This is a genomic window from Actinomadura decatromicini, assembly GCF_008121305.1.
Taxonomy (GTDB): Bacteria; Actinomycetota; Actinomycetes; order Streptosporangiales; family Streptosporangiaceae; genus Spirillospora; species Spirillospora syzygii.
Map to the genome: position 1 here is coordinate 1 of NZ_VSRQ01000015.1, position 18791 is coordinate 18791.

The 18791-nt window shown below is 73.0% G+C and carries 20 protein-coding genes; 11 read left to right on the plus strand and 9 right to left on the minus strand.

The features are described 5' to 3' along the window. The coding region (gene glpK, locus FXF68_RS41090; RefSeq protein ID WP_148768252.1) for a glycerol kinase GlpK at positions 1-1046 on the minus strand (1046 nt) is incomplete at its 3' end. Between the two features lie 26 nt (positions 1047-1072). Further along, positions 1073-1900, minus strand: a complete 828-nt coding sequence (locus FXF68_RS41095; protein WP_148768253.1) for an MIP/aquaporin family protein — start codon at positions 1898-1900, stop codon at positions 1073-1075. 248 nt (positions 1901-2148) lie between these two features. Between FXF68_RS41095 and FXF68_RS41100 the strand changes: the two genes are divergently transcribed. From FXF68_RS41100 to FXF68_RS41110, 3 genes are read left to right on the plus strand one after another with little or no spacing between them, the layout of a single operon-like run. Beyond that, complete coding sequence (locus FXF68_RS41100) at positions 2149-2916, plus strand: IclR family transcriptional regulator (protein WP_148768254.1); 768 nt, start codon at positions 2149-2151, stop codon at positions 2914-2916. A 30-nt stretch (positions 2917-2946) separates the two neighbouring features. After that, positions 2947-4473: a glycerol kinase GlpK gene (gene glpK, locus FXF68_RS41105; protein ID WP_148768255.1), complete on the plus strand. Its 1527-nt coding sequence runs from the start codon at positions 2947-2949 to the stop codon at positions 4471-4473. Positions 4474-4510: 37 nt separating this feature from the next. Further along, positions 4511-5686, plus strand: a complete 1176-nt coding sequence (locus FXF68_RS41110) for an acyl-CoA dehydrogenase family protein (protein ID WP_148768256.1) — start codon at positions 4511-4513, stop codon at positions 5684-5686. Between the two features lie 116 nt (positions 5687-5802). Here FXF68_RS41110 and FXF68_RS41115 read toward each other — a convergent pair whose 3' ends face one another. Then, on the minus strand, positions 5803-6153 hold the full coding sequence (locus FXF68_RS41115; protein ID WP_148768257.1) for a winged helix-turn-helix transcriptional regulator: 351 nt from the start codon (positions 6151-6153) through the stop codon (positions 5803-5805). A 47-nt stretch (positions 6154-6200) separates the two neighbouring features. Here FXF68_RS41115 and FXF68_RS41120 point away from each other — a divergent pair, with 47 nt between their 5' ends. From FXF68_RS41120 to FXF68_RS41135, 4 genes are all read left to right on the plus strand, one after another. Beyond that, positions 6201-7091, plus strand: coding sequence for an NAD(P)-dependent oxidoreductase (locus FXF68_RS41120; RefSeq protein ID WP_148768258.1), 891 nt, complete (start codon positions 6201-6203; stop codon positions 7089-7091). Positions 7092-7128: 37 nt separating this feature from the next. After that, on the plus strand, positions 7129-7989 hold the full coding sequence (locus FXF68_RS41125) for a helix-turn-helix transcriptional regulator (RefSeq protein WP_148768259.1): 861 nt from the start codon (positions 7129-7131) through the stop codon (positions 7987-7989). A 107-nt stretch (positions 7990-8096) separates the two neighbouring features. Beyond that, positions 8097-9098 (plus strand): aldo/keto reductase, encoded by a 1002-nt coding sequence (locus FXF68_RS41130; protein WP_148768260.1) that lies wholly within the window; start codon positions 8097-8099, stop codon positions 9096-9098. Then, positions 9098-10084 carry a quinone oxidoreductase family protein gene (locus FXF68_RS41135; RefSeq protein WP_148768261.1) on the plus strand — a complete coding sequence of 329 codons (987 nt, stop codon included), beginning with the start codon at positions 9098-9100 and terminating at the stop codon, positions 10082-10084. Before FXF68_RS41130 ends, FXF68_RS41135 begins: the two co-directional genes overlap by 1 nt. Here the strand turns inward: FXF68_RS41135 and FXF68_RS41140 are convergent. Genes FXF68_RS41140 through FXF68_RS41155 form a run of 4 tightly spaced genes read right to left on the minus strand, consistent with a single transcriptional unit; the run spans position 10081 to position 13488 of the window. Further along, a complete protein-coding gene (locus FXF68_RS41140; RefSeq protein WP_246179231.1) occupies positions 10081-11157 on the minus strand; it encodes an NAD(P)H-dependent flavin oxidoreductase in 1077 nt (358 codons plus the stop codon). The two genes, FXF68_RS41135 and FXF68_RS41140, sit on opposite strands and share 4 nt — an antisense overlap. Continuing rightward, positions 11154-11885, minus strand: coding sequence for a CoA-transferase subunit beta (locus FXF68_RS41145; protein ID WP_148768262.1), 732 nt, complete (start codon positions 11883-11885; stop codon positions 11154-11156). The genes FXF68_RS41140 and FXF68_RS41145 overlap by 4 nt, the downstream gene beginning before the upstream one ends. Then, on the minus strand, positions 11882-12745 hold the full coding sequence (locus FXF68_RS41150) for a CoA transferase subunit A (RefSeq protein WP_148768263.1): 864 nt from the start codon (positions 12743-12745) through the stop codon (positions 11882-11884). The genes FXF68_RS41145 and FXF68_RS41150 overlap by 4 nt, the downstream gene beginning before the upstream one ends. Continuing rightward, positions 12742-13488, minus strand: a complete 747-nt coding sequence (locus tag FXF68_RS41155) for an enoyl-CoA hydratase family protein (protein ID WP_148768264.1) — start codon at positions 13486-13488, stop codon at positions 12742-12744. The genes FXF68_RS41150 and FXF68_RS41155 overlap by 4 nt, the downstream gene beginning before the upstream one ends. 75 nt (positions 13489-13563) lie before the next feature. Between FXF68_RS41155 and FXF68_RS41160 the strand changes: the two genes are divergently transcribed. From FXF68_RS41160 to FXF68_RS41175, 4 genes are all read left to right on the plus strand, one after another. Continuing rightward, positions 13564-14331, plus strand: coding sequence for an SDR family oxidoreductase (locus FXF68_RS41160; protein ID WP_148768265.1), 768 nt, complete (start codon positions 13564-13566; stop codon positions 14329-14331). Positions 14332-14384: 53 nt separating this feature from the next. After that, complete coding sequence (locus tag FXF68_RS41165; RefSeq protein WP_148768336.1) at positions 14385-15293, plus strand: SDR family oxidoreductase; 909 nt, start codon at positions 14385-14387, stop codon at positions 15291-15293. A 75-nt stretch (positions 15294-15368) separates the two neighbouring features. Then, complete coding sequence (locus tag FXF68_RS41170; RefSeq protein ID WP_148768266.1) at positions 15369-16124, plus strand: hypothetical protein; 756 nt, start codon at positions 15369-15371, stop codon at positions 16122-16124. Further along, the gene (locus FXF68_RS41175; protein ID WP_148768267.1) at positions 16121-17593 is read left to right on the plus strand and encodes an NADH-quinone oxidoreductase subunit NuoF family protein; all 1473 of its coding nucleotides are present in this window, start codon (positions 16121-16123) and stop codon (positions 17591-17593) included. The genes FXF68_RS41170 and FXF68_RS41175 overlap by 4 nt, the downstream gene beginning before the upstream one ends. Positions 17594-17698: 105 nt before the next feature. Here the strand turns inward: FXF68_RS41175 and FXF68_RS41180 are convergent, their stop codons facing one another. Beyond that, complete coding sequence (locus FXF68_RS41180; RefSeq protein ID WP_148768268.1) at positions 17699-18049, minus strand: hypothetical protein; 351 nt, start codon at positions 18047-18049, stop codon at positions 17699-17701. Next, the gene (locus FXF68_RS41185; RefSeq protein WP_148768269.1) at positions 18046-18726 is read right to left on the minus strand and encodes a hypothetical protein; all 681 of its coding nucleotides are present in this window, start codon (positions 18724-18726) and stop codon (positions 18046-18048) included. The genes FXF68_RS41180 and FXF68_RS41185 overlap by 4 nt, the downstream gene beginning before the upstream one ends. Between the last annotated feature and the right edge of the window lie 65 nt (positions 18727-18791).

Here is an 18791-nt window from a genome sequence, read left to right on the forward strand (position 1 = left end):
AAGTAGACGCCGCCGTTGTCGTCGACCTGGCGGGCCAGCGATTCGCTTTGCGCGGCGCCGGAGATGATGCCCAGTTGGTCGCGCAGCCATTGCACCGCCGAGCCCGTCACCGCGATCGACCCCTCCAAGGCATAGACGGGTTTCTCGCGGCCGAATTGGTAGCACACCGTGGTCAGCAATCCCTGCGACGACCGGACCGGCTCGTGTCCGGTGTTGAGCAGCAGGAAGTTGCCGGTGCCGTAGGTGTTCTTGGCCTCGCCCGGTGCGAAGCACACCTGCCCGACCGTCGCCGCCTGCTGGTCGCCGAGCGCGGCGGTGAGCGGGATCTCGCCGCCGAGCGGCCCGTCGCGGCGCGTTACGCCATAGGGCTCGGGCGCGGAGGATGGCTTGATCTGCGGCAGCATCGAGCGCGGGATCCCGAAGAACGACAGGAGTTCATCGTCCCAGTCGAGGGTCTCCAGGTCCATGAGCATGGTGCGGCTGGCGTTGGTCGGATCGGTGACGTGCACACCGCCGTCGACGCCGCCCGTCAGGTTCCAGAGAACCCAGGTGTCGGTCGTCCCGAAAATGGCGTCGCCGTTCTCTGCCGCCTCGCGTACCCCGTCGACGTTCTCCAGAATCCATTGAATCTTGCCGCCGGAGAAATACGTGGCCGGAGGAAGGCCCGCCTTTTGGCGGATGATGTCGCCGCGCCCGTCGCGCTCCAGGGCGGCGGCGATGCGGTCGGTGCGGGTGTCCTGCCAGACGATCGCGTTGTAGTACGGGCGTCCCGTCCGCCGGTTCCATACCACGGTCGTCTCGCGCTGATTGGTGATTCCGAACGCGGCCAGATCCGTGTAATCGAGATTCCTCTTGTGCAGCGTGCTTTGGATGACGGCGCGCGTCCGCTCCCAGATCTCGGTGGGATTGTGCTCCACCCAGCCCGCCCGCGGCAGGATCTGCTCGTGTTCGAGCTGGTGGCGGGCGATCTCGTTCCCGCCGTGGTCGAAGACCATGAAACGTGTGCTGGTGGTGCCCTGGTCGAGCGCTCCGACGAAGTCAGCCATGCGTGGGTTCTCCTGAGGGTGTGCGGTCAGGCCGTCTCGTACTCGGGCTCGGGCTCGGTGGGGACCGACGGGCTCTCGTCGGCGGGCGGCAGGAACCGGCCGACCAGGAGCTTGTAGAGACCGGCGCCGAGCGGGCCGCCGATCAGCGGCCCCACGATCGGCACCCAGAAGTACAGATTCCCGTGCTGGTCCCGCCAGGCGGTGTCGTAGCCGGTCAGGAACGACGCGAGCCGGGGACCGAAGTCGCGGGCGGGATTGATCGCATAGCCCGCGTCGGTGCCGAACGACATCCCGATCGCCACGACCAGCAGCCCGATGAGGAACGGGGCGAGGTTGGCGAGCGGCGGCGCGTTCCGCGCGTCGGTCAGCGCCTTGATCACGAAGAGCAGGATGGCGGTGCCGATCACCTGGTCGCGGAACGCGCCCCAGGTCCCGACCGGCAGCGTCCCGTTGCCCGGCAGGGTGGAGAACACGCCCTGCGTCTTGATCGTGTGCCCGGGGTCGGCCTTGGCGAGCACCTCGCTGTAGTTCCACCGGACGATCAGCGCCGCCAGGAACGCGCCCGCCGTCTGCGCCGCGATGTACGGGACGGTCTTCCGCCACGCGAACTCCCGGAACACGGCGAGCGCGACGGTCACCGCCGGGTTCAGGTGCGCGCCGCTGATCCGGGCCGCGACGTAGACGCCGAGCGTCACGCCGATGCCCCAGGCCCAGGCGATGCTGTCGTGGTCTCCGATGTCCGCGCCGGCGACCTGCGCGACGACGCCGACGCCGAACAGGATGAGGATCAGGGTGCCGGCGAACTCGGCTGCGAGCTCGCCGGCGAGCGCGGGGATTCTCGGACGTTCCGCCATGGGCACTCCTCGTGCTGCTGGGGTGGAAGCTGGCCCCGGGAGGCTGCCCCGGACGCTAGGCCGGGACGGAACGTCCGACAACAGGCGCGTGCCGACAATGTCGGCCACTTTCCCCGCCGCCCGGCGGCGGTTACCCTCCCCGGTGTGCACCAGATCACCGAATCCGGGCAGTTCGGGGCGCACGGCACGGGGATCGCGGCGGGTGCCGACATTGTCGGCGGATCGTCCGCGGAACTAGCATGCGGCCCATGCCCGGACCCGTGCAGTCGATCGAGCGGGCCGCGGCCATCCTGCGCCTCCTCGCCGCCGGTCCGGGACGCCTCGGCGCCGGCGAGGTCGCCGCGTCCCTCGGCCTCGCCCGCGGCACCGCGCACGGCCTCCTCCGCACGCTGGAGCGCGTCGGCTTCGTCGAGCGGGACGACGGCACCGGCAAGTACCAGCTCGGCGCCGCCCTACTGCACCTCGGCACCAGCTACCTGGACGTCAACGAGCTGCGCTCGCGCGCGATCAACTGGGCCGACGCGCTCGCGTCCCGCAGCGGCGAGGCCGTCCGCATCGGGACGCTCCTGGACGGCGAGGTCCTGGTCGTGCACCACGTGTTCCGTCCCGACGACACCCTCCAGGCGATGGACGTCGGCAGCCTGCTGCCCCTGCACGCCACCGCGCTCGGCAAGGCGCTGCTGGCCTACGACGCGAACGCCATGGCGGCCGTCCGCGACGCGGAGCCGGAGTCCTACTGCCGGCGCACGATCACCGATCCGCGCGAGCTCGCACGGGCCGCCGCCCGCGTCCGGGAGAACGGATGGGCCGCGGAGGTCGAGGAGCTGTCCATCGGGGAGGCGGGGATCGCCGCGCCGATCCGCGGGCACGGCGGGCTCGTCGTCGGCGCGATCGGGATCTCCGGCGCCGTCGAGCGGATCTGCGACTCCCGGCGCGTCCCGGAGCCGAGGCTCGTCGCGTTCGTGCGGGACGCGGCCCGCGCCGTCTCCCGCGACCTCGGCGGCTCCCGCTGGTGACGCGCGTCCCGCCCGGGGAGGGGACCGGACGTGACCGAGCGGTTCGTAATGTCGATCGACCAGGGCACCACGTCCACCCGCTGCATCCTGTTCGACCACGCCGGGCGGCTCGTGTCGGTCGCGCGGCGTGAGCACCGCCAGCACTTCCCGAAGCCCGGCTGGGTCGAGCACGACCCGCTGGAGATCTGGCGCAACCTGGAGCGCGTCGCGCCGGAGGCGCTCGCGCGGGCGGGCGCGACGACGTCGCAGATAGCGGCGGTGGGGATCGCCAACCAGCGCGAGACGACCGTCCTGTGGGACCGGCTGACCGGCGTCCCGATCGGCCGCGCTATCGTCTGGCAGGACATGCGCACCGGCGCGCTCGTCGACGAGCTGAACCGCGCCCCCGGCGCGGCGATGGTCACCGAGCGCAGCGGCCTGCCGATCGCGACGTACTTCTCGGCGCCGCGCGTCCGCTGGCTGCTCGACCACACGCCCGGCTTGCGGGCGCGGGCCGAGCGCGGCGAGGTGCTGTTCGGCACGATGGAGAGCTGGCTGATCTGGAACCTGAGCGGCGGCGTCGACGGCGGCGTGCACGTCACGGACGTGACGAACGCCGGCCGCACCCTGCTCATGGACCTGCGCACCCTGAGCTGGGACGACGGCCTCCTCGACTTCTTCGGCGTACCGCGCGCGATGCTGCCGGAGATCAGGTCGTCCACCGAGACGTACGGGACGGCCCGCCGCGTGATCCCCGGCGTCCTGGTCGGCGCGGCGCTCGGCGACCAGCAGGCCGCGCTGTTCGGCCAGACCTGCTTCTCCCCGGGCGACACGAAGTGCACCTACGGGACGGGCGCGTTCCTGCTGATGAACACCGGCACGACGCCGGTCAGGTCCGACAACGGGCTGCTCACCACGGTCGGCTACAGGATCGGCGACGAGCCCGCCGTGTACGCGCTGGAGGGCTCGATCGCGATCACCGGCGCGCTCGTCCAGTGGTTCCGGGACGGTCTCGGCCTGATCAGCACCGCGCCGGAGATCGAGACGCTCGCCCGCTCCGTCGAGGACAACGGCGGCTGCTACATCGTCCCCGCGTTCTCCGGGCTGTTCGCGCCGCACTGGCGCAGCGAGGCGCGCGGGATCATCGTCGGGCTCACGTCCTACATCACGAAGGGCCACCTGGCGCGGGCCGTGCTGGAGGCGACCGGCTGGCAGACCCGCGAGGTCGTGGACGCGATGAACGCCGACTCCGGCCTCGGCCTGAAGGAGCTGAAGGCCGACGGGGGGATGACGTCCGACAACCTCGCCATGCAGATGGTCGCGGACATGCTGAACGTGCCGGTGGAGCGTCCCATGGTGGTGGAGACGGTGTCGCTCGGCGCCGCCTACGCGGCCGGGCTCGCGGTCGGCTACTGGGCGGGGCTGGAGGGGCTGCGCCGCAACTGGCACCGCGCGGCCCGCTGGGTCCCGGCGATGGAGCCCGCGCGGCGCGCCGCCGAGTACGGCAACTGGAAACGCGCCGTGGAGCGCACGTTCGACTGGATCCGCGCGGGCGAGGACCCGGCCGCGCGGCCGTAACAGCGGCGCGTTGTGCGCTTCGCGAAGGGGAATTCGAGTGAGCAGGCTTCAGCAGACGCACGGGCTGACGGACGAGCAGCGCGAGATCGTCGCGACCGTCCGGGCGTTCGCCGAGAAGGAGATCATCCCGGTCGCCGCCGAATTGGAACGTGCCGACGAGTATCCGCACGCGATCGTGGACGGGATGCGCGACCTCGGGCTGTTCGGCCTGATGATCGGCGAGGAGCACGGCGGGCTCGGCGAGTCCCTGCTGACCTACGCCCTCGTCGTCGAGGAACTGGCGCGCGGCTGGATGAGCGTTTCCGGAATCGTCAACACCCATTTCATCGTCGCGTGGATGATCGCCCAGCACGGCACCGCCGAGCAGAAATCGCATTACCTGCCGAGAATGGCCGCCGGTGATATCCGGGGCGCGTTCTCGATGTCGGAGCCGGGCTGCGGCTCGGACGTCTCCGCCATCACGACGCGCGCCGTCCCGGACGGCGACCACCACGTGATCGACGGCCAGAAGATGTGGGTGACGAACGGCGGGTCGGCGAACCTGGTCGCCGTCCTCGTCAAGACCGACCCGGACGCCGGGCACCGCGGCATGACCACGTTCCTCGTCGACAAGACGCCCGGGTTCGGGGAGGTCGCGCCGGGGCTGACCGTCCCCGGCAAGATCGAGAAGATGGGCTACAAGGGCGTCGACACCACCGAGCTGATCTTCGACGGCCACCGCGTCCCATCAGCGCGGATACTCGGCGGGACGCCCGGCCGCGGCTTCTACCAGATGATGGACGGCGTCGAGGTCGGCCGCGTCAACGTCGCCGCCCGCGCCTGCGGGGTCGCCCGCCGCGCCTACGAGCTGGCCCTCGGCTACGCGCGGCAGCGCGAGACGTTCGGCCGCCCGATCGCCGACCACCAGGCCGTGCTGTTCCGCCTCGCCGAGATGGCGACGAAGGTCGAGGCCGCGCACCAGATGACGGTGATGGCGGCGCGCCGCAAGGACGCGGGCGAGCGCAACGACCTGGAGGCCGGGATGGCGAAGTACCTGGCGAGCGAATATTGCAAGGAGGTCGTCGAGGACGCGTTCCGCATCCACGGCGGCTACGCCTACTCCAAGGAGTACGAGATCGAGCGCCTCTACCGCGAGGCGCCGATGCTGCTGATCGGCGAGGGCACCGCCGACATCCAGAAAATGATCATCGGTCGCCGCCTCCTGGAGGGCTGACGGCCCCTCCCCGATACCCACTTTTTTGTGGGTACTTGGCTGGACGCGTCGATGGGGCGAAGGTGGGTGGTGGGCGGTCGACCGGCCGCCCACCAGGGAGAACGGAGGTGGCGCGCTTAATTGACCGGCTGGGCGGCGGTCAGTTTGTCCAGCCGCCGGTGACCCCAGTCGGACAGCGGGGCCAACGCCTCGGAGAGGTCGCGGCCGAACCCCGTCAGGGAGTACACCGTCTTCAGCGGCAGCCCCTCGTGCACCTCGCGGTGCACGAGGCCGTCGTCCTCCATTTCGCGGAGCGCCTGGGTCAGCACCTTCTCGCTGAGCCCCGGAAGCCTCCGGCGCAGTTCGCCGGGACGGTACGGGCGGTCCTCCAGCAGCCAGAGCAGGGCGGTCTTCCATTTGCCGTCGATCACGGCGATCGCGGCGGTCACCCCGCAGACGCCGGTCTCCTGAGCCTGCTTGCGCGTCATCGAATTCCCATTTGCCACTTCGTCGATTCTTTTGTGGAGGTTAATCGATGTCCGATCAGTCTGCCGTCACCGTGATCGGCCTCGGCCCGATGGGACGCGCCTTGGCGGGCGCCTTCGTCCGCGCCGGGCTGCGGACCACCGTCTGGAACCGCACCCCGGGCCGGGACGGCGAACTCGTCGAACTCGGCGCGATCCGCGCCGGATCGCCGGAGGAGGCGGTCGCCGCGAGCGGGCTGACCGTGGTGTGCGTCGTGGACCAGGAGGCGGTGGGCTCCGTGCTCCGGCGCGAGGCGGTCACCAGCGCGCTCAAGGGACGCACGGTGGTGAACCTCTCCGCGAGCACGCCCGCGAAGGCCCGTGACACCGCCGAGTGGGCGTCCGTCCACGGCGTCCGCTACCTGGACGGCGCGATCATGACGCCGATCGGCACCATCGGGACGCCGACCGCCGTGCTCCTCCACAGCGGCCCGAAGGACCTCTACCAGGAGCACCTCCCTGTGCTGGAGGCGCTCGGCGGCACCCACACCCACCTGGGCGAGGACCCCGGCCGCGCCGCCGCGTACGAGATCGCGCTGCTGGACGTCTTCTGGACCGCGATGGCGGGCTACGCGCACGCCCTCGCGGTGGCGCGGGCGGAGGGGATCACCGCCCGCGAGCTGGCCCCGTTCGCCACGGGCATCGGCGCGATCCTCCCGCCGATCTTCGAGGAGCTCGCGGACGGCGTGGACACCGGGAACTACTCCGGCGAGAGCAACCCGATCACCTCGGCGGCATCGTCCATGGCGCACATCATCGACACCTCCGAGGGGCACGGGATCGACTCGGGCGTGATGCGCGCCGTCGAGGGCCTGGCCCGCCGCGTCATCGGGACGGGCCACGGCACGGACGGCTTCATCCGCGTCACGGACCTCCTCCGGGCAGAGGCCGCCGTCCGGTGACCGCGGTCGTCCGGGAGCGGCGGTTATCGTGGACGGCATGGCCAGTCCCGCCTCAGCCCCCGCTCCCGGCCGCCGCCACGAGGAACTGCGCGACTTCCTGCGGACCCGCCGCGCCCGGCTCGCCCCCGCCGACGTCGGCATGCCGGACGGCGGCCGCCGCCGGACGCCCGGGCTGCGCCGCGAGGAGGTCGCGGTGCTCGCCGGGGTCGGGGTGTCCTGGTACACGTGGCTGGAGCAGGGCCGCGACATCAAGGTGTCCGGGGAGGTGCTGGACGCGATCGCCCGCGCCCTCCGCCTCGACCGCGCCGAGCGCGAGCACCTGTACCTGCTCGCCGGGCTGAACCCGCCGCAGGCGGAGGCCGGCCCGGCCGTCCCGATCACGCCGGAGCTGCGCCGGATCCTGGACGCCTGGTCGCCGCGCCCCGCCTACGTCCGCGACCGGCACTGGAACTTCGTCGCGATCAACGACGCGGCGCGCGAGGTGTTCGGGTACGGCGACGTCGACCACAACTGCCTCGTCACGTTCTTCACCAACGTCCGGTACCGGTCGGTGCACGCGCACTGGGTCGCGGCGGCGCCGGGCGTCGTCGCCCGGTTCCGCGCCGACGCCGCGCGCTTCCCCGACGACCCCGAGTTCGCCCGGATCGTCGACGACCTCCTCGCGGTCAGCCCGGAGTTCGCCGAGCTGTGGCCGCGGCACGAGGTGAGCGCGCCCGCGCAGGCGGTCAAGGCGATCAGGCATCCGGAGGCGGGCGAGCTCGTCTTCGAGGGGACGCTGCTGCCGCTCGCCGACCGTCCGGGGCAGATCCTGGTGCTGAACAACCCGCGCCCCGGCACCGGCACGCAGGAGCGGCTCGAAGCGCTGATGGCCCGCCGTGGGCTGATCGCCGCGAACTGACCGGCGTCCGAGGGTGGTGGTGCCACACCCAGTATGAGCAGCGTCTGTCTCATCCCCCTTCCGTGCCGCAGGATCGTTCCCGTAGCGATGACCACGGAGGGAACTGCATGAGGAAGCGTGATTTCGCGGGGACGCGGGTCGGCGCCGTCGGGCTCGGCTGCATGGGGATGAGCGGCGTGTACGGAGAGGCGGCGGACGACGAGGCGTCGGTCGCGCTGATCCGCGAGGCCCTCGACCACGGCGTGACGTTCCTGGACACGGCGCAGGCGTACGGCGCCGGCCACAACGAGACGCTGGTCGGCCGGGCGCTCGCGGGCCGCCGGGACGAGGCGGTCGTCGCCACCAAGACGGGCCTGATCATCGAGACGACGCCCACCTGGAAGATCACCCGGAACGGGAGCCCGGAGTTCGTCACCGCGTCCGCCGAGGAGAGCCTGCGCCGCCTCGGCACCGACGTGATCGACCTGTACTACCTGCACAGGGTCGACCCGGGGTGCCCGCTCGCCGAAACGTGGGGGGCGATGTCCGAACTGGTCGCGGCGGGCAAGGTGCGCAGGCTCGGCCTGTCGGAGGTCAGCGCGGCGCAGGCGGCGGAGGCGCACGCGATCCATCCGGTCGCGGCGATCCAGTCGGAGCTGTCGCTGTGGACGCGCGACCCGCTGGGCGTGCCCGGGGCGCGCGCGGGGTCCGTCCCCGGCGGCGCGGAGGGGGAGGAGATGGGCGACGTGGTCGGCTGGTGCGCCGCGAACGGCGCGGCGTTCGTGCCGTACTCGCCGCTCGGCCGGGGCTACCTGACCGGGACGGTCACGTCCGCCGACTTCGAGTCCTCCGACTTCCGCGGCGGCAACCCCCGCTTCCAGGGGGACGCGCTCAAGGCCAACATGGCGATCGTCGACGTGGTGCGGACGGTCGCGGAGCGGCACGACGCGACCCCGGCGCAGGTCGCCATCGCCTGGACGCTCGCCCAGGGCGACCACGTCATCCCGATCCCGGGCACGAAGAAGCGGCACTACCTGCTCGACAACGCGGCCGCCGCCGACCTCGACCTGACGGCCGCCGACCTTGCCGAGCTGGACGGCGTCCCCGATCCGGTCGGGACACGGTACTGATGAGGGCGGTCGCCATCCCCGGGTTCGGCGGCGCCGACGTCCTGCGCGTGACGGACGTCGGCGTCCCCGAGCCCGGGCCGGGTCAGGTCTCCGTCGACGTGGCGTACGCGGGGGCGAACTTCGCCGAGATCCTCTACCGGCGCGGCGTCGTGGACGTGCCGCTGCCGTTCGTCCCGGGCATCGAGGTGTCCGGGCACGTGCGGGCCGTGGGCCCCGGCGTCGAGGGGCTGCGCGGGGGCCTGCCCGTCGCGGCGCTGACGATCGTGGACGGCGGCGGCTACGCCGAGGTCGCCGTGACCTCGGCGGACCTCGTCGTCCCGCTCGACGGCCCGCTCGCCGGGCTCGGCCTGGACGTCGCGGCGGCCGTGCCGTCCAACGGGACGACGGCGTTCCTCGTCCTGGACCGCGTCGCCCGCATCGAGCCGGGCGAGAGCGTGCTCGTCCACGCGGCGGCCGGGGGAGTGGGCGGCCTGCTCGGCCAGGCCGCCCGGCTGCTCGGCGCCGGCCGGGTCGCCGGGACGGTCGGCTCCCCGGCCAAGATCGAGGCCGCGCGCGGGTTCGGCTACGACGACGTCGTGCTCCGCGCCGACCTGCCCGGCGCCGTCTCCGCCCTGACCGGCGGACGCGGGTTCGACGTCGTCGTGGACATGGTCGGCGGCCCGGCCCGCCGCGCGAGCCTCGACGCCCTCGCGCCCATGGGCCGGATGGTCGTGATGGGCAACGCGTCCGGCGCGGACGACGTGGGCGTCCCGGCGAACGAGCTGTGGTTCGGCAACAAGACCGTGTCGGGGTTCAACCTGGCCGCGTTCGCTGGAACGTTCCCGCAGGAGGCGGGCCGGGCGCTGCGCCGCGCCGTCACCGCCGCCGCCTCCGGCGGCCTGCGGGTCGGGGTCGAGGAACTGCCGCTGGAGAAGGCCGCCGAGGCGCACCGGCGCATCGAGTCGGGCACCACGACCGGCAAGCTCGTCCTCGCCGTGCGCGGCTAGCGGACCAGGAGGGCCTGCTGCGCCGCGATGGCCTCCGCCGCCCTCGCCACGATCGCCTCGATCAGCTCGGCGCAGCCGGGCAGGTCGTCGATCATGCCGACGACCTGCCCGGACGCCATCACGCCGAGATCGGGACGGCCGTCCACCATCGCCGCCTTCAGCAGCATCGGCGTGTTCGCGGCCATCAGGACCTGCGACCACGACAGGTCCTTGCCGTGCTTCATGGCCTTCCCGTCCGCGATCATCGCGCGCCACGACATCCCGGACAGCCTCTTGAACCGGGCCCCGTTGCGCACCGCGCGGACCAGGCCGCCGAGCCGTCCCGACCGCTCCAGCGTGTCGACCAGCTCGCTGCGCAGCACGCGGTGCGGCATGCCGTCCACCTGCCGGGTCACGACGGTCTCGCCGGTCTTCAGGTAGACCCGCTTGACCGCGTCCGGGACGGAGCTGTCCGACGTCAGCAGGAACCGCGTGCCCATCGCGACGCCCGCCGCGCCGTACGCGAGCGCGGCGGCGAGCCCGCGCCCGTCGAAGAAGCCGCCCGCCGCGATCACCGGGATGTCGACGGCGTCCACGACCTGGGGGAGGAGCAGCGTCGTGGCGACGGCGCCGGTGTGCCCGCCGCCCTCGCCGCCCTGCACGAGCACGGCGTCCGCGCCCCACGCCGCGACCTTCTCCGCGTGCCGCCGCGCGCCGACGGACGGGATCACGACGACGCCCGCGTCCTTCAGTTTCCCGATCAGTTCCTGCTTGGGCGCGAGCGCGAAGGACGCGACTTTCACGTCTTCTTTGATGAGGAGGTCGATGCGGTCGCCCGCGTCACCGGCGTCCGCGCGGAGATTGACGCCGAATGGCGCGCCCGTCCGGTCCTTGACTTCGTGGACGGCGTTGGCGAGCTGGTCGAGCGTCATCGTCGCGGACGCCAGGATTCCGAGCCCGCCCGCGTTGGCGACCGCCGTGACGAGCTTTGGCCCGGCGACCCAGCCCATTCCCGTCTGCACGACCGGATGCTTGACGCCGGCCAGCCGTGTCAGCGGCGTGTCGAGCCGTTGTTCGCTCACCCTTTCGCTCACGACGGGACCTCGCGCTCCCGCAGCCCCTTCGGGTCGAGTTCCTCGCGCATGATCCGCAGTTCTTCGGCGTCAGGAAGGCGGGTCTCGGGCACCTCGTCCGGGACGACCAGCTCGAACCCGGTCGCCGCCACGACATCCGCGACGCTCACTCCTGGATGGACGGAGCGGAGCCGCATCCGCCGATCCGGGGTGTCGAAATCGAGCACGGCGAGATCGCTCACGACCCGGCGGATCTCGTGCGCGCCCCGGTCCCAGCCGACGCCGCTCACCATGTCGACCTTCTCGGTGAACACCCGCGCCGAATGCTTCGGCACCCAGTAGCTCGTCGGATTCAGCAGCGTGTTCCCGGGCCCGCCGCGCACCCCGAGCAATTGCCGCGTCGGACGCTCCCAATCTCCGATGCACGAGATGTTCGTGTTGCCGTGCGCGTCGATCTGGCTCGGCCCCATCACCACGTGCCGCCGCCCGTTCAGCACCAGCCACAAATGGTCGCGGAACGGCAGCCATCCTTCGACCGTCGTCGCGGACGCCCCGAGCGGGACGGGCTCGCCGCTCAGCGCGGGCCCGCCGTCCGTGGTCAGCAGGTCGGGCGCGAACGTCGACCGCGCCAGCCGCGAACCCAGCATCGGCACGAATCCGGCCACCGCCGCCGCGACGATCTCGCCGTCACCGCGGAAAAGGTCCGCGCACGCCGCCGCGCACACTTCGGCCCGTGTCACGTCGCTCATCGGTTCTCCTCCCGCCACACCCGGACCGCGTTCTGATAGGCGGCCTCGTCGCCGGACAGGAACCGGTCGCTGAACTCCGCCCATTTCTCCGGGTCGGCCGCCGACTGGGCGTAGAGCTTCTGGAACTTCTCGTCCCGTCCGAAGTCGGGGGCGCAGTCGGTGAAATGCGCGCCGTTCGGCGTCTCCACCACGCCGGTCACGTGCGCCCGGCTGATCAACAAGGACTGCACCGGCCCTTCCTTGGCGAAGTCCTCGGTGTCGACGAGCCGTTCGCATGACACGTACGTGCGGTCGGCGGCTTTCGCGAAGAGGTCGTCCATGTACGGGTCGGGGCCGAGGTACTGGGCGTTGCCGCGCGCGTCGGCGCGGTTCATGTGGACGAGCGCCGCGTCCATCGTCAATGCGGGGACGGCGACGAGTTCCCGACCGTCCTCATAGGGCGAGCGGATCGTCTTCAATTCCGGGTTGATCCGCAGGACGTCCGAGCCGAGCCCGACCGGCGTGGGCAGGAACGGCAGCCGGTGCGCCGCCGCGTAGAGCCCGAACATGAACATGCCCTCGTCGTACTCGGTCAGCTCGATCGTCCCGGACTGGCGCGCCTGCCGGAAATGCGGCTCGAGCGGAATCGAGTCCATCGTCACGAACGCGGTGACGAGCCGCCGCACCTTGCCCGCCGCGCACAGCAGCCCGACGTCCGGCCCGCCGTACGTCACCACCGTCAGATCCGTGATCGGGGACCGGCAGATCGCCCGGACCAGCGCCATCGGCTTGCGCCGCGACCCCCAGCCGCCGATCCCGAGCGTCATGCCGCTCTCCAGCGACCCGACGACCTCCTCGATCGAAAGCACCTTGGAACTCATTCGGCCCCCTTGGCGACGAAGGCGTCGCGGTGCTCGTCGCCCGCGCCGACGAGGTTCAGCTCGAAGGTGAAACCCTGCTCGTAGCGGTAGCTGCGCTTGACGTCGACCGGGTCGATCCCGTTCAGCGACTCCTTGGCGCGGCGGATCACGTACCGGTCCTTGGCGGCGATCGACGCGGCGACCTCCATCGCCTTCGCCCGCAGTCCGTCCGCCGGGACGACCTCAAGGACCGACCCGTGCCGGTGGAGCTCGTCCGCCGTGACGTTGCGGCACGTGTAGACCATCGCGCGCATCAGGTGCTGCGGGACGAGCCGCGCCAGGTGCGTCGCCGCCCCGAGCGCGCCCCGGTCGACCTCCGGCAGGCCGAAGTAGGCGTCGTCGGAGGCGATCACGATGTCCGCGTTGCCGACCAGGCCGATCCCGCCGCCGAGGCAGAAGCCGTGGACGGCCGCGACCACCGGCACCTCGCAGTCGTAGACGGCGGCGAACGCCGCGAAACAACCGCGGTTGGCGCCGACCAGGGCGGTGTGGCCGTCGGTGCGCTGCATCTCCTTGATGTCGACGCCCGCGTTGAAGCCGCGTCCCTCGGCGCGCAGCACGACCGCTCCGACCCGCTGATCACGGCCCGCCGCGAGGACCGCGTCGGCCAGCTCGTACCAGCCCGCGACGGTCAGCGCGTTGACCGGCGGGGCGGCCACGACGATCTCGGCGACCCCGTCCCGGGTCGTGGTGGAGACTCCCATGCGCTACCTTTCCACCAAACATTTGTTAGAACAGAAGGTAGCAGAGGCGGAACACGGGCTCGCAGAGGAGACGGGATGTCACTGACGCTCGATCTGGACGGCCGGACCGCCGTGGTGACGGGCGGCGTGCGCGGGGTCGGGGCGGGGATCACCCGCGCCCTCCTGGACGCGGGCGCCGACGTCGTCGCGGTGGCCCGGCGCGAACCGGAGACGCTGCCCGGGTCCGGCGGCCGGACGCCCCGGTTCGTCTCCCTGGACGCCCGCGACCCCGACGCCGCGGAGGCGTTCGCGGACGGCCTCGACCGCGCCGACATCCTGGTCAACAACGCGGGCGGCGCCCCGTTCCTGCCGGTCGCCGACGGCCCGCTGCGCACCCACGTGAAGATCCTCGAACTGAACCTGACCACCGCGCTGATCATGGCGCGGGCGCTCCGGCCCCGGCTGCTGGAGCACGGCGGCGGCTCGGTGATCAACATCGGCAGCGTCAGCGGGATCCGGCCGTCGCCCGGCACCGCCGCCTACGGCGCGGCCAAGGCCGGGCTGCAGAGCCTCACGCAGTCGCTCGCCGTCGAATGGGCGCCCGACATCCGGGTGAACCTCCTGACGCTCGGAATGGTCCGCACCGAGCAGTCGCACCTCCACTACGGGGACGAGGAGGGCATCGCGGCGGTGGAGCGGACCGTCCCGATGGGCCGTCTCGCCGACCCGTACGAGGTCGGCACGGCCTGCGTCTTCCTGGCGTCCGACCGGGCCGCCTACATAACGGGGTCGTCGCTGCTGCTGCACGGCGGCGGAGAACGCCCCGCCTTCCTGGACGCCGCGACCGTGAACAAGGAGCAGTGATGAGCGGAGCGAACCCGGGGGTGCGGGAGGTCGTCCCCCCGCAAGAAGGAGAAATGATCTGCAGGGACCGGGTGGTCGCCGTCACCGGAGCCGGGCGGGGCCTCGGCCGCGCCCACGCCCTGGAGTTCGCCCGGCAGGGCGCGCTCGTCGTCGTCAACGACCTGGGCGTCGCCCGCGACGGCACGGGCGGGGCGTCGGCGGGCCCGGCGCACGACGTCGTCCGCGAGATCGAGGCCCTCGGCGGACGGGCCGTCGCGAACACCGACGACATCGCCACCGAGGCGGGCGCCGCCGCCCTGGTCGCCGCCGCCCTCGACGCCTTCGGCCGCCTCGACACCCTCGTCAACAACGCCGGCTTCCTCCGCGACCGCATGCTGATCAACCTCGGCGAGGACGAATGGGACGCCGTCCTGCGCGTCCACCTCAAAGGCCATTTCCTCCCGCTCAAGCACGCAGGACGCCATTGGCGCGCCGAGAGCAAGGCGGGCCGCCCGGTGGACGCCCGGGTCGTCAACACCTCGTCCGGCGCGGGCCTGCTCGGCAGCGTGGGCCAGGGCAACTATTCGGCGGCGAAGGCGGGCATCGTCGGGCTGACGCTCGTCGCGTCCGCCGAGTTGGCCCGCTACGGCGTGACGGTCAACGCGATCGCGCCCGCCGCCCGCACCCGCATGACCGAAGAGGTGTTCGCGCGGACGATGGCGGCCCCCGCCGAAGGCGGGTTCGACACGATGGCGCCCGAGAACGTCTCGCCGCTGGTCGTCTGGCTGGGCTCGGCCGCCTCCCGCGACGTCACCGGACGGGTCTTCGAGGCGGAGGCCGGAAGGATCTGCGTCATGGACGCCTTCCGCCACGGCCCCGCCGCCGACAAGGGCGCCCGCTGGGACCCGTCCGAGGTCGGCGGCGTGGTCGCGGACCTGCTCGCGAGATCGCCCGCGCCCGAACCCGTTTATGGGGCCGGTTGACACAAATGTCACTGAACTGAGAGGGCTTGATCACACGTCGTACTTGTCGCCGGTTCACGCGACAAGGGGGCGTTGATGAGAAGGGGACGGGAACGTCCGGGGCCGCAGGGCCTCGCCCACGAGGGAACGCAAGCGTTCCTCATAGCACCGGACGGCTTCCACCGCAGCGAACCGCGAGGCCGCCGCAGCCGGGCCAGGCCCCGGCTCCGGCTCGCGGTCCGCGCGGCCGTCGCGGGGTGCGCCGGGCTGCTCCTCGGGCTCGGCGTCTCGACCGGCGTCCTGCTGCCCGAGCTGCGGGCCGTCGGATCGTTCGTCGACTTCTACTGCGGCGTCTTCGCGCTGGTCTCCCTCTCGCTGACGGTCATGGTCGGGGTGCTGGCCACCGACCAGGCGATCCTCGCGCCGGGCCGGCGCGTCCGGGCGCAGGCCGCGCACCGCGCGCTCGCCTTCCTCGCCGTCGCGACCCTCGTCCTGCACATCGCCTCGCAGATCGCCCGGCACCGGATCGGCGCGGCGCAGGCGTTCCTCCCGCTCTCCGCCGACCACCTGACCGACTACGGCCTCGGCACCCTCGCGCTCTACCTGATGATCGTCGCGTTCGCGGGCGGGATCGCGCGCGGCCGGTTCGCCGCCGCCCGCCGTCCCTGGACGTGGCGGGCCCTGCACCTCACCGCGTACGCGGCCTGGCCGGTCGGCGTCCTGCACGGGCTGACGTCCGGCCGTCCGCCCGCGGCCTGGGTCACCGCCGGATACCTGCTCTGCCTCGCCGGGGTCGCGCTCGCCGTCGCGGCCCGCCCGGTCCTGCGGCGGCGCGCCGGGAGGACGTCGTGACGACCCTCGCGCCCGCGCGCGTCGCGGTCCGGCACATCGGCCCGCCGCGCCTCACCAAGGGCCTCGAAGGCGGCGCCCGCCTCGGCTGGGACGCCCATCGCGCCCTCCACCCGCACCCCCGCCCGCTCACGGCGGCCCAGCTCATCGCCCTGTGCGAGGCGGGACGCCTGCACGGCCGCGGCGGCGCCGCTTTCCCCTTCGCACGCAAGGTGAAGGCGACCGCCGACAGCGCCGTCCGCCGCCGCAAGCGCACGGTCGTCGTCGTCAACGGCACCGAGGGCGAACCCGGCAGCGCCAAGGACAAGGTGCTCCTCCAACGCGCCCCGCACCTCGTCCTGGACGGCGCGGCCCTCGCCGCCACCGCGCTCGGCTCCGTCGAGATCATCCTCGCGGTCACCGACGAGGAGGCGGCCCGCTCGCTCGACGACGCGATCGCCGAACGCGGCCTCGGCGCCCGCGCCCGGACCGTCCGGCTGCCCGAGCACTTCGTGACCGGCGAGAGCGGCTCGGTGATCCGCGGCATCAACGGCAGCCGACCGATCCCGCCCGGACGCAAGGGCCGCGCCTCGACCAGCGGCGTCGACGGCCTGCCCACCCTCCTCTCCAACGCCGAGACCTACGCGCAGCTCGCCGTCCTCGCCGGGCTCGGCCCCCGCGCCTACGCCCGCGCCGGGACGCCGGACGAGCCCGGCACCGTCCTGCTCACCGTGACCGGCGCGGCCCGGTTCCCCGCCGTCGTCGAGACGGCGGCCGGGGCGCCGCTCGGCCACCTGCTCGACCTGTGCGGGGCCCGCGCGGGGGAGGGCGTGCTGGTCGGCGGGTACCACGGCGCGTGGCTGACCGGCGAGCGCGCGTCCCGGACCCGCGTCTCCCGGGCCGGTCTCGCCGAGTCCGGCGGCGTCCTCGGCGCCGGGATCGTCATGCCGCTCGGCCGCGGCACCTGCCCGCTCGGCGAATGCGCCCGGGTCGCCCGCTACCTCGCCGCCGAGTCCGCCGGGCAGTGCGGCCCCTGCCGCCTCGGCCTGCCCGACGTCGCCGGGGCCTTCGCCGACCTCGCCGCCGGACGCGACGCCGCCGCCGCCCGCGACACCGTCCGCCGCGCCGCCCGGATGGCCGCCGGACGCGGCGCGTGCGCCCACCCCGACGGCTCGGCCCGGTTCGTCCTGTCCGCCCTGGACGTGTTCGCGGACGACGTCGCCCGCCACATCGAGGACGGCGGCTGCGGGCGTCCCGTCCGGGGCGTCCTCCCCGCCGGAACCGACGCGCGGCTGAGCCTGGAGGTCGACTGGAGCCGCTGCGACGGCCACGGCCTGTGCGCGGACATCCTGCGCGGCACCGTCCGGATGGACGAACACGACTATCCGGTGATCCCGTCCGAGCCGATCCCCGACCGCCTGGAATCGGACGCACGCCGCGCCGTGGCCATGTGCCCCGGCCTGGCTCTGCGCCTCGTCCCACGCGTCCGCTGAACCCGGCCTACCAGCCGCGAAAGCGGCACGCGCGGCTGCGAGGCCCTCCGGGTGGAGGTCTCGCAGCCGCGCGCCCCTGTGTGTGCCGATGGGCGGTGTCGCGGTTCAGGACGGGACGGAGGTGCGGCGCAGCGCCGGGGCGAGCAGCGCGATCGCGAGGATGGTGACCGCGAGCGCGGTGACGATGATGCCCTTGGTGGTTCCAGAGGTGTCCTGCGTAGTGAGGCCCGGCACCGCGGCGAGGGCCGACAGCGCCCGGGTGGCCGCGACGGCGAGGACGGCGCGGCGGTTCCCCCGCCGCCAGGCGGGGACCAGCGCGGCCAGCGTCGCCAGGCCGAGCGCGACCGCGATCACGATGGCCGGAGCGGGGACGTCCGGCGTCCCGGCGGTGGCGAGGTCCGCCAGGCCCAGCAGGCCCGCCAGCACGAGCCCGGCGGTGACGGTGCCGGATCTCATCGCGAGCCCCCGTCCGTGCCGCGGACGACGGCCGGGGCGGCGGCCGCGAAGCCGACGGCGGTGAGGCCCCAGGCCAGCCCGTCCAGGGTGGCGTTGGGCAGGGCGACGGCGAAGACCGCGTGCAGGGGTTGGGAGGCGATCAGCGCGATGCCCGCCCAGGCCGGGACGACCCGGCCGCGCCACAGCGCGACCCCGAGGAGCACCACGCCGAGGATGTGGCCGGCGACGAACAGAACGCTCCCCACCGCGACGGGGGGCAGGCTCTGCAGGTCGTCCAGCAGGCGCGCCGTGTCGGCGGACGCGAGCCCGCTGCGCGCCGCCGACAACGCGACGTGGTCGCTGAGCCCGACGGCGTAGAGCGAGGAGAACCCGGCGACGGCCAGGACCAGCCCGGCCGTGCCCAGCCGTGGCGAGCGCCGGACGGCCTGCAGGCCGATGGCGATCGTCCCCGGCACCAGGGTGAGGAGCGCGATGAGGCCGAGCCAGAGCACGGCGCCCTGCGCGCCCTGGTGGGCGGACGTCTTGGCGGCGAGCTCGGCGGAGCCGTCGGTCGTGGAGTAGGGCAGGACGGCGCGCAGCACCGCGACGGCCAGCGGACCGACGGGGACGAGCAGCGCGAGCGCGGCGCGGTTCAACGGGACGGTCGCCCGCGGCGCCGCCGCCGTGGTGGCGGTCATGGAGAGCCTCCGGAATGGGTGGGTCGTTGCCTGACGCCGGAAGTGTCCGGCCGCGCCGTTCCGGA

What these genes read in the sequence shown, in the direction of transcription:
- FXF68_RS41100 (WP_148768254.1), top strand. Translation starts at nt 2,149, where the DNA reads ATGCCCGGACCCGTGCAGTCGATCGAGCGGGCCGCGGCCATCCTGCGC.
- FXF68_RS41135 (WP_148768261.1), top strand. Translation starts at nt 9,098, where the DNA reads ATGAGGGCGGTCGCCATCCCCGGGTTCGGCGGCGCCGACGTCCTGCGC.
- FXF68_RS41125 (WP_148768259.1), top strand. Translation starts at nt 7,129, where the DNA reads ATGGCCAGTCCCGCCTCAGCCCCCGCTCCCGGCCGCCGCCACGAGGAA.
- FXF68_RS41160 (WP_148768265.1), top strand. Translation starts at nt 13,564, where the DNA reads ATGTCACTGACGCTCGATCTGGACGGCCGGACCGCCGTGGTGACGGGC.
- FXF68_RS41165 (WP_148768336.1), top strand. Translation starts at nt 14,385, where the DNA reads ATGATCTGCAGGGACCGGGTGGTCGCCGTCACCGGAGCCGGGCGGGGC.
- FXF68_RS41120 (WP_148768258.1), top strand. Translation starts at nt 6,201, where the DNA reads ATGTCCGATCAGTCTGCCGTCACCGTGATCGGCCTCGGCCCGATGGGA.
- FXF68_RS41095 (WP_148768253.1), bottom strand. Translation starts at nt 1,900, where the DNA reads ATGGCGGAACGTCCGAGAATCCCCGCGCTCGCCGGCGAGCTCGCAGCC.
- FXF68_RS41150 (WP_148768263.1), bottom strand. Translation starts at nt 12,745, where the DNA reads ATGAGTTCCAAGGTGCTTTCGATCGAGGAGGTCGTCGGGTCGCTGGAG.
- FXF68_RS41185 (WP_148768269.1), bottom strand. Translation starts at nt 18,726, where the DNA reads ATGACCGCCACCACGGCGGCGGCGCCGCGGGCGACCGTCCCGTTGAAC.
- FXF68_RS41180 (WP_148768268.1), bottom strand. Translation starts at nt 18,049, where the DNA reads ATGAGATCCGGCACCGTCACCGCCGGGCTCGTGCTGGCGGGCCTGCTG.
- FXF68_RS41170 (WP_148768266.1), top strand. Translation starts at nt 15,369, where the DNA reads ATGAGAAGGGGACGGGAACGTCCGGGGCCGCAGGGCCTCGCCCACGAG.
- FXF68_RS41155 (WP_148768264.1), bottom strand. Translation starts at nt 13,488, where the DNA reads ATGGGAGTCTCCACCACGACCCGGGACGGGGTCGCCGAGATCGTCGTG.
- FXF68_RS41130 (WP_148768260.1), top strand. Translation starts at nt 8,097, where the DNA reads ATGAGGAAGCGTGATTTCGCGGGGACGCGGGTCGGCGCCGTCGGGCTC.
- FXF68_RS41115 (WP_148768257.1), bottom strand. Translation starts at nt 6,153, where the DNA reads ATGACGCGCAAGCAGGCTCAGGAGACCGGCGTCTGCGGGGTGACCGCC.
- FXF68_RS41145 (WP_148768262.1), bottom strand. Translation starts at nt 11,885, where the DNA reads ATGAGCGACGTGACACGGGCCGAAGTGTGCGCGGCGGCGTGCGCGGAC.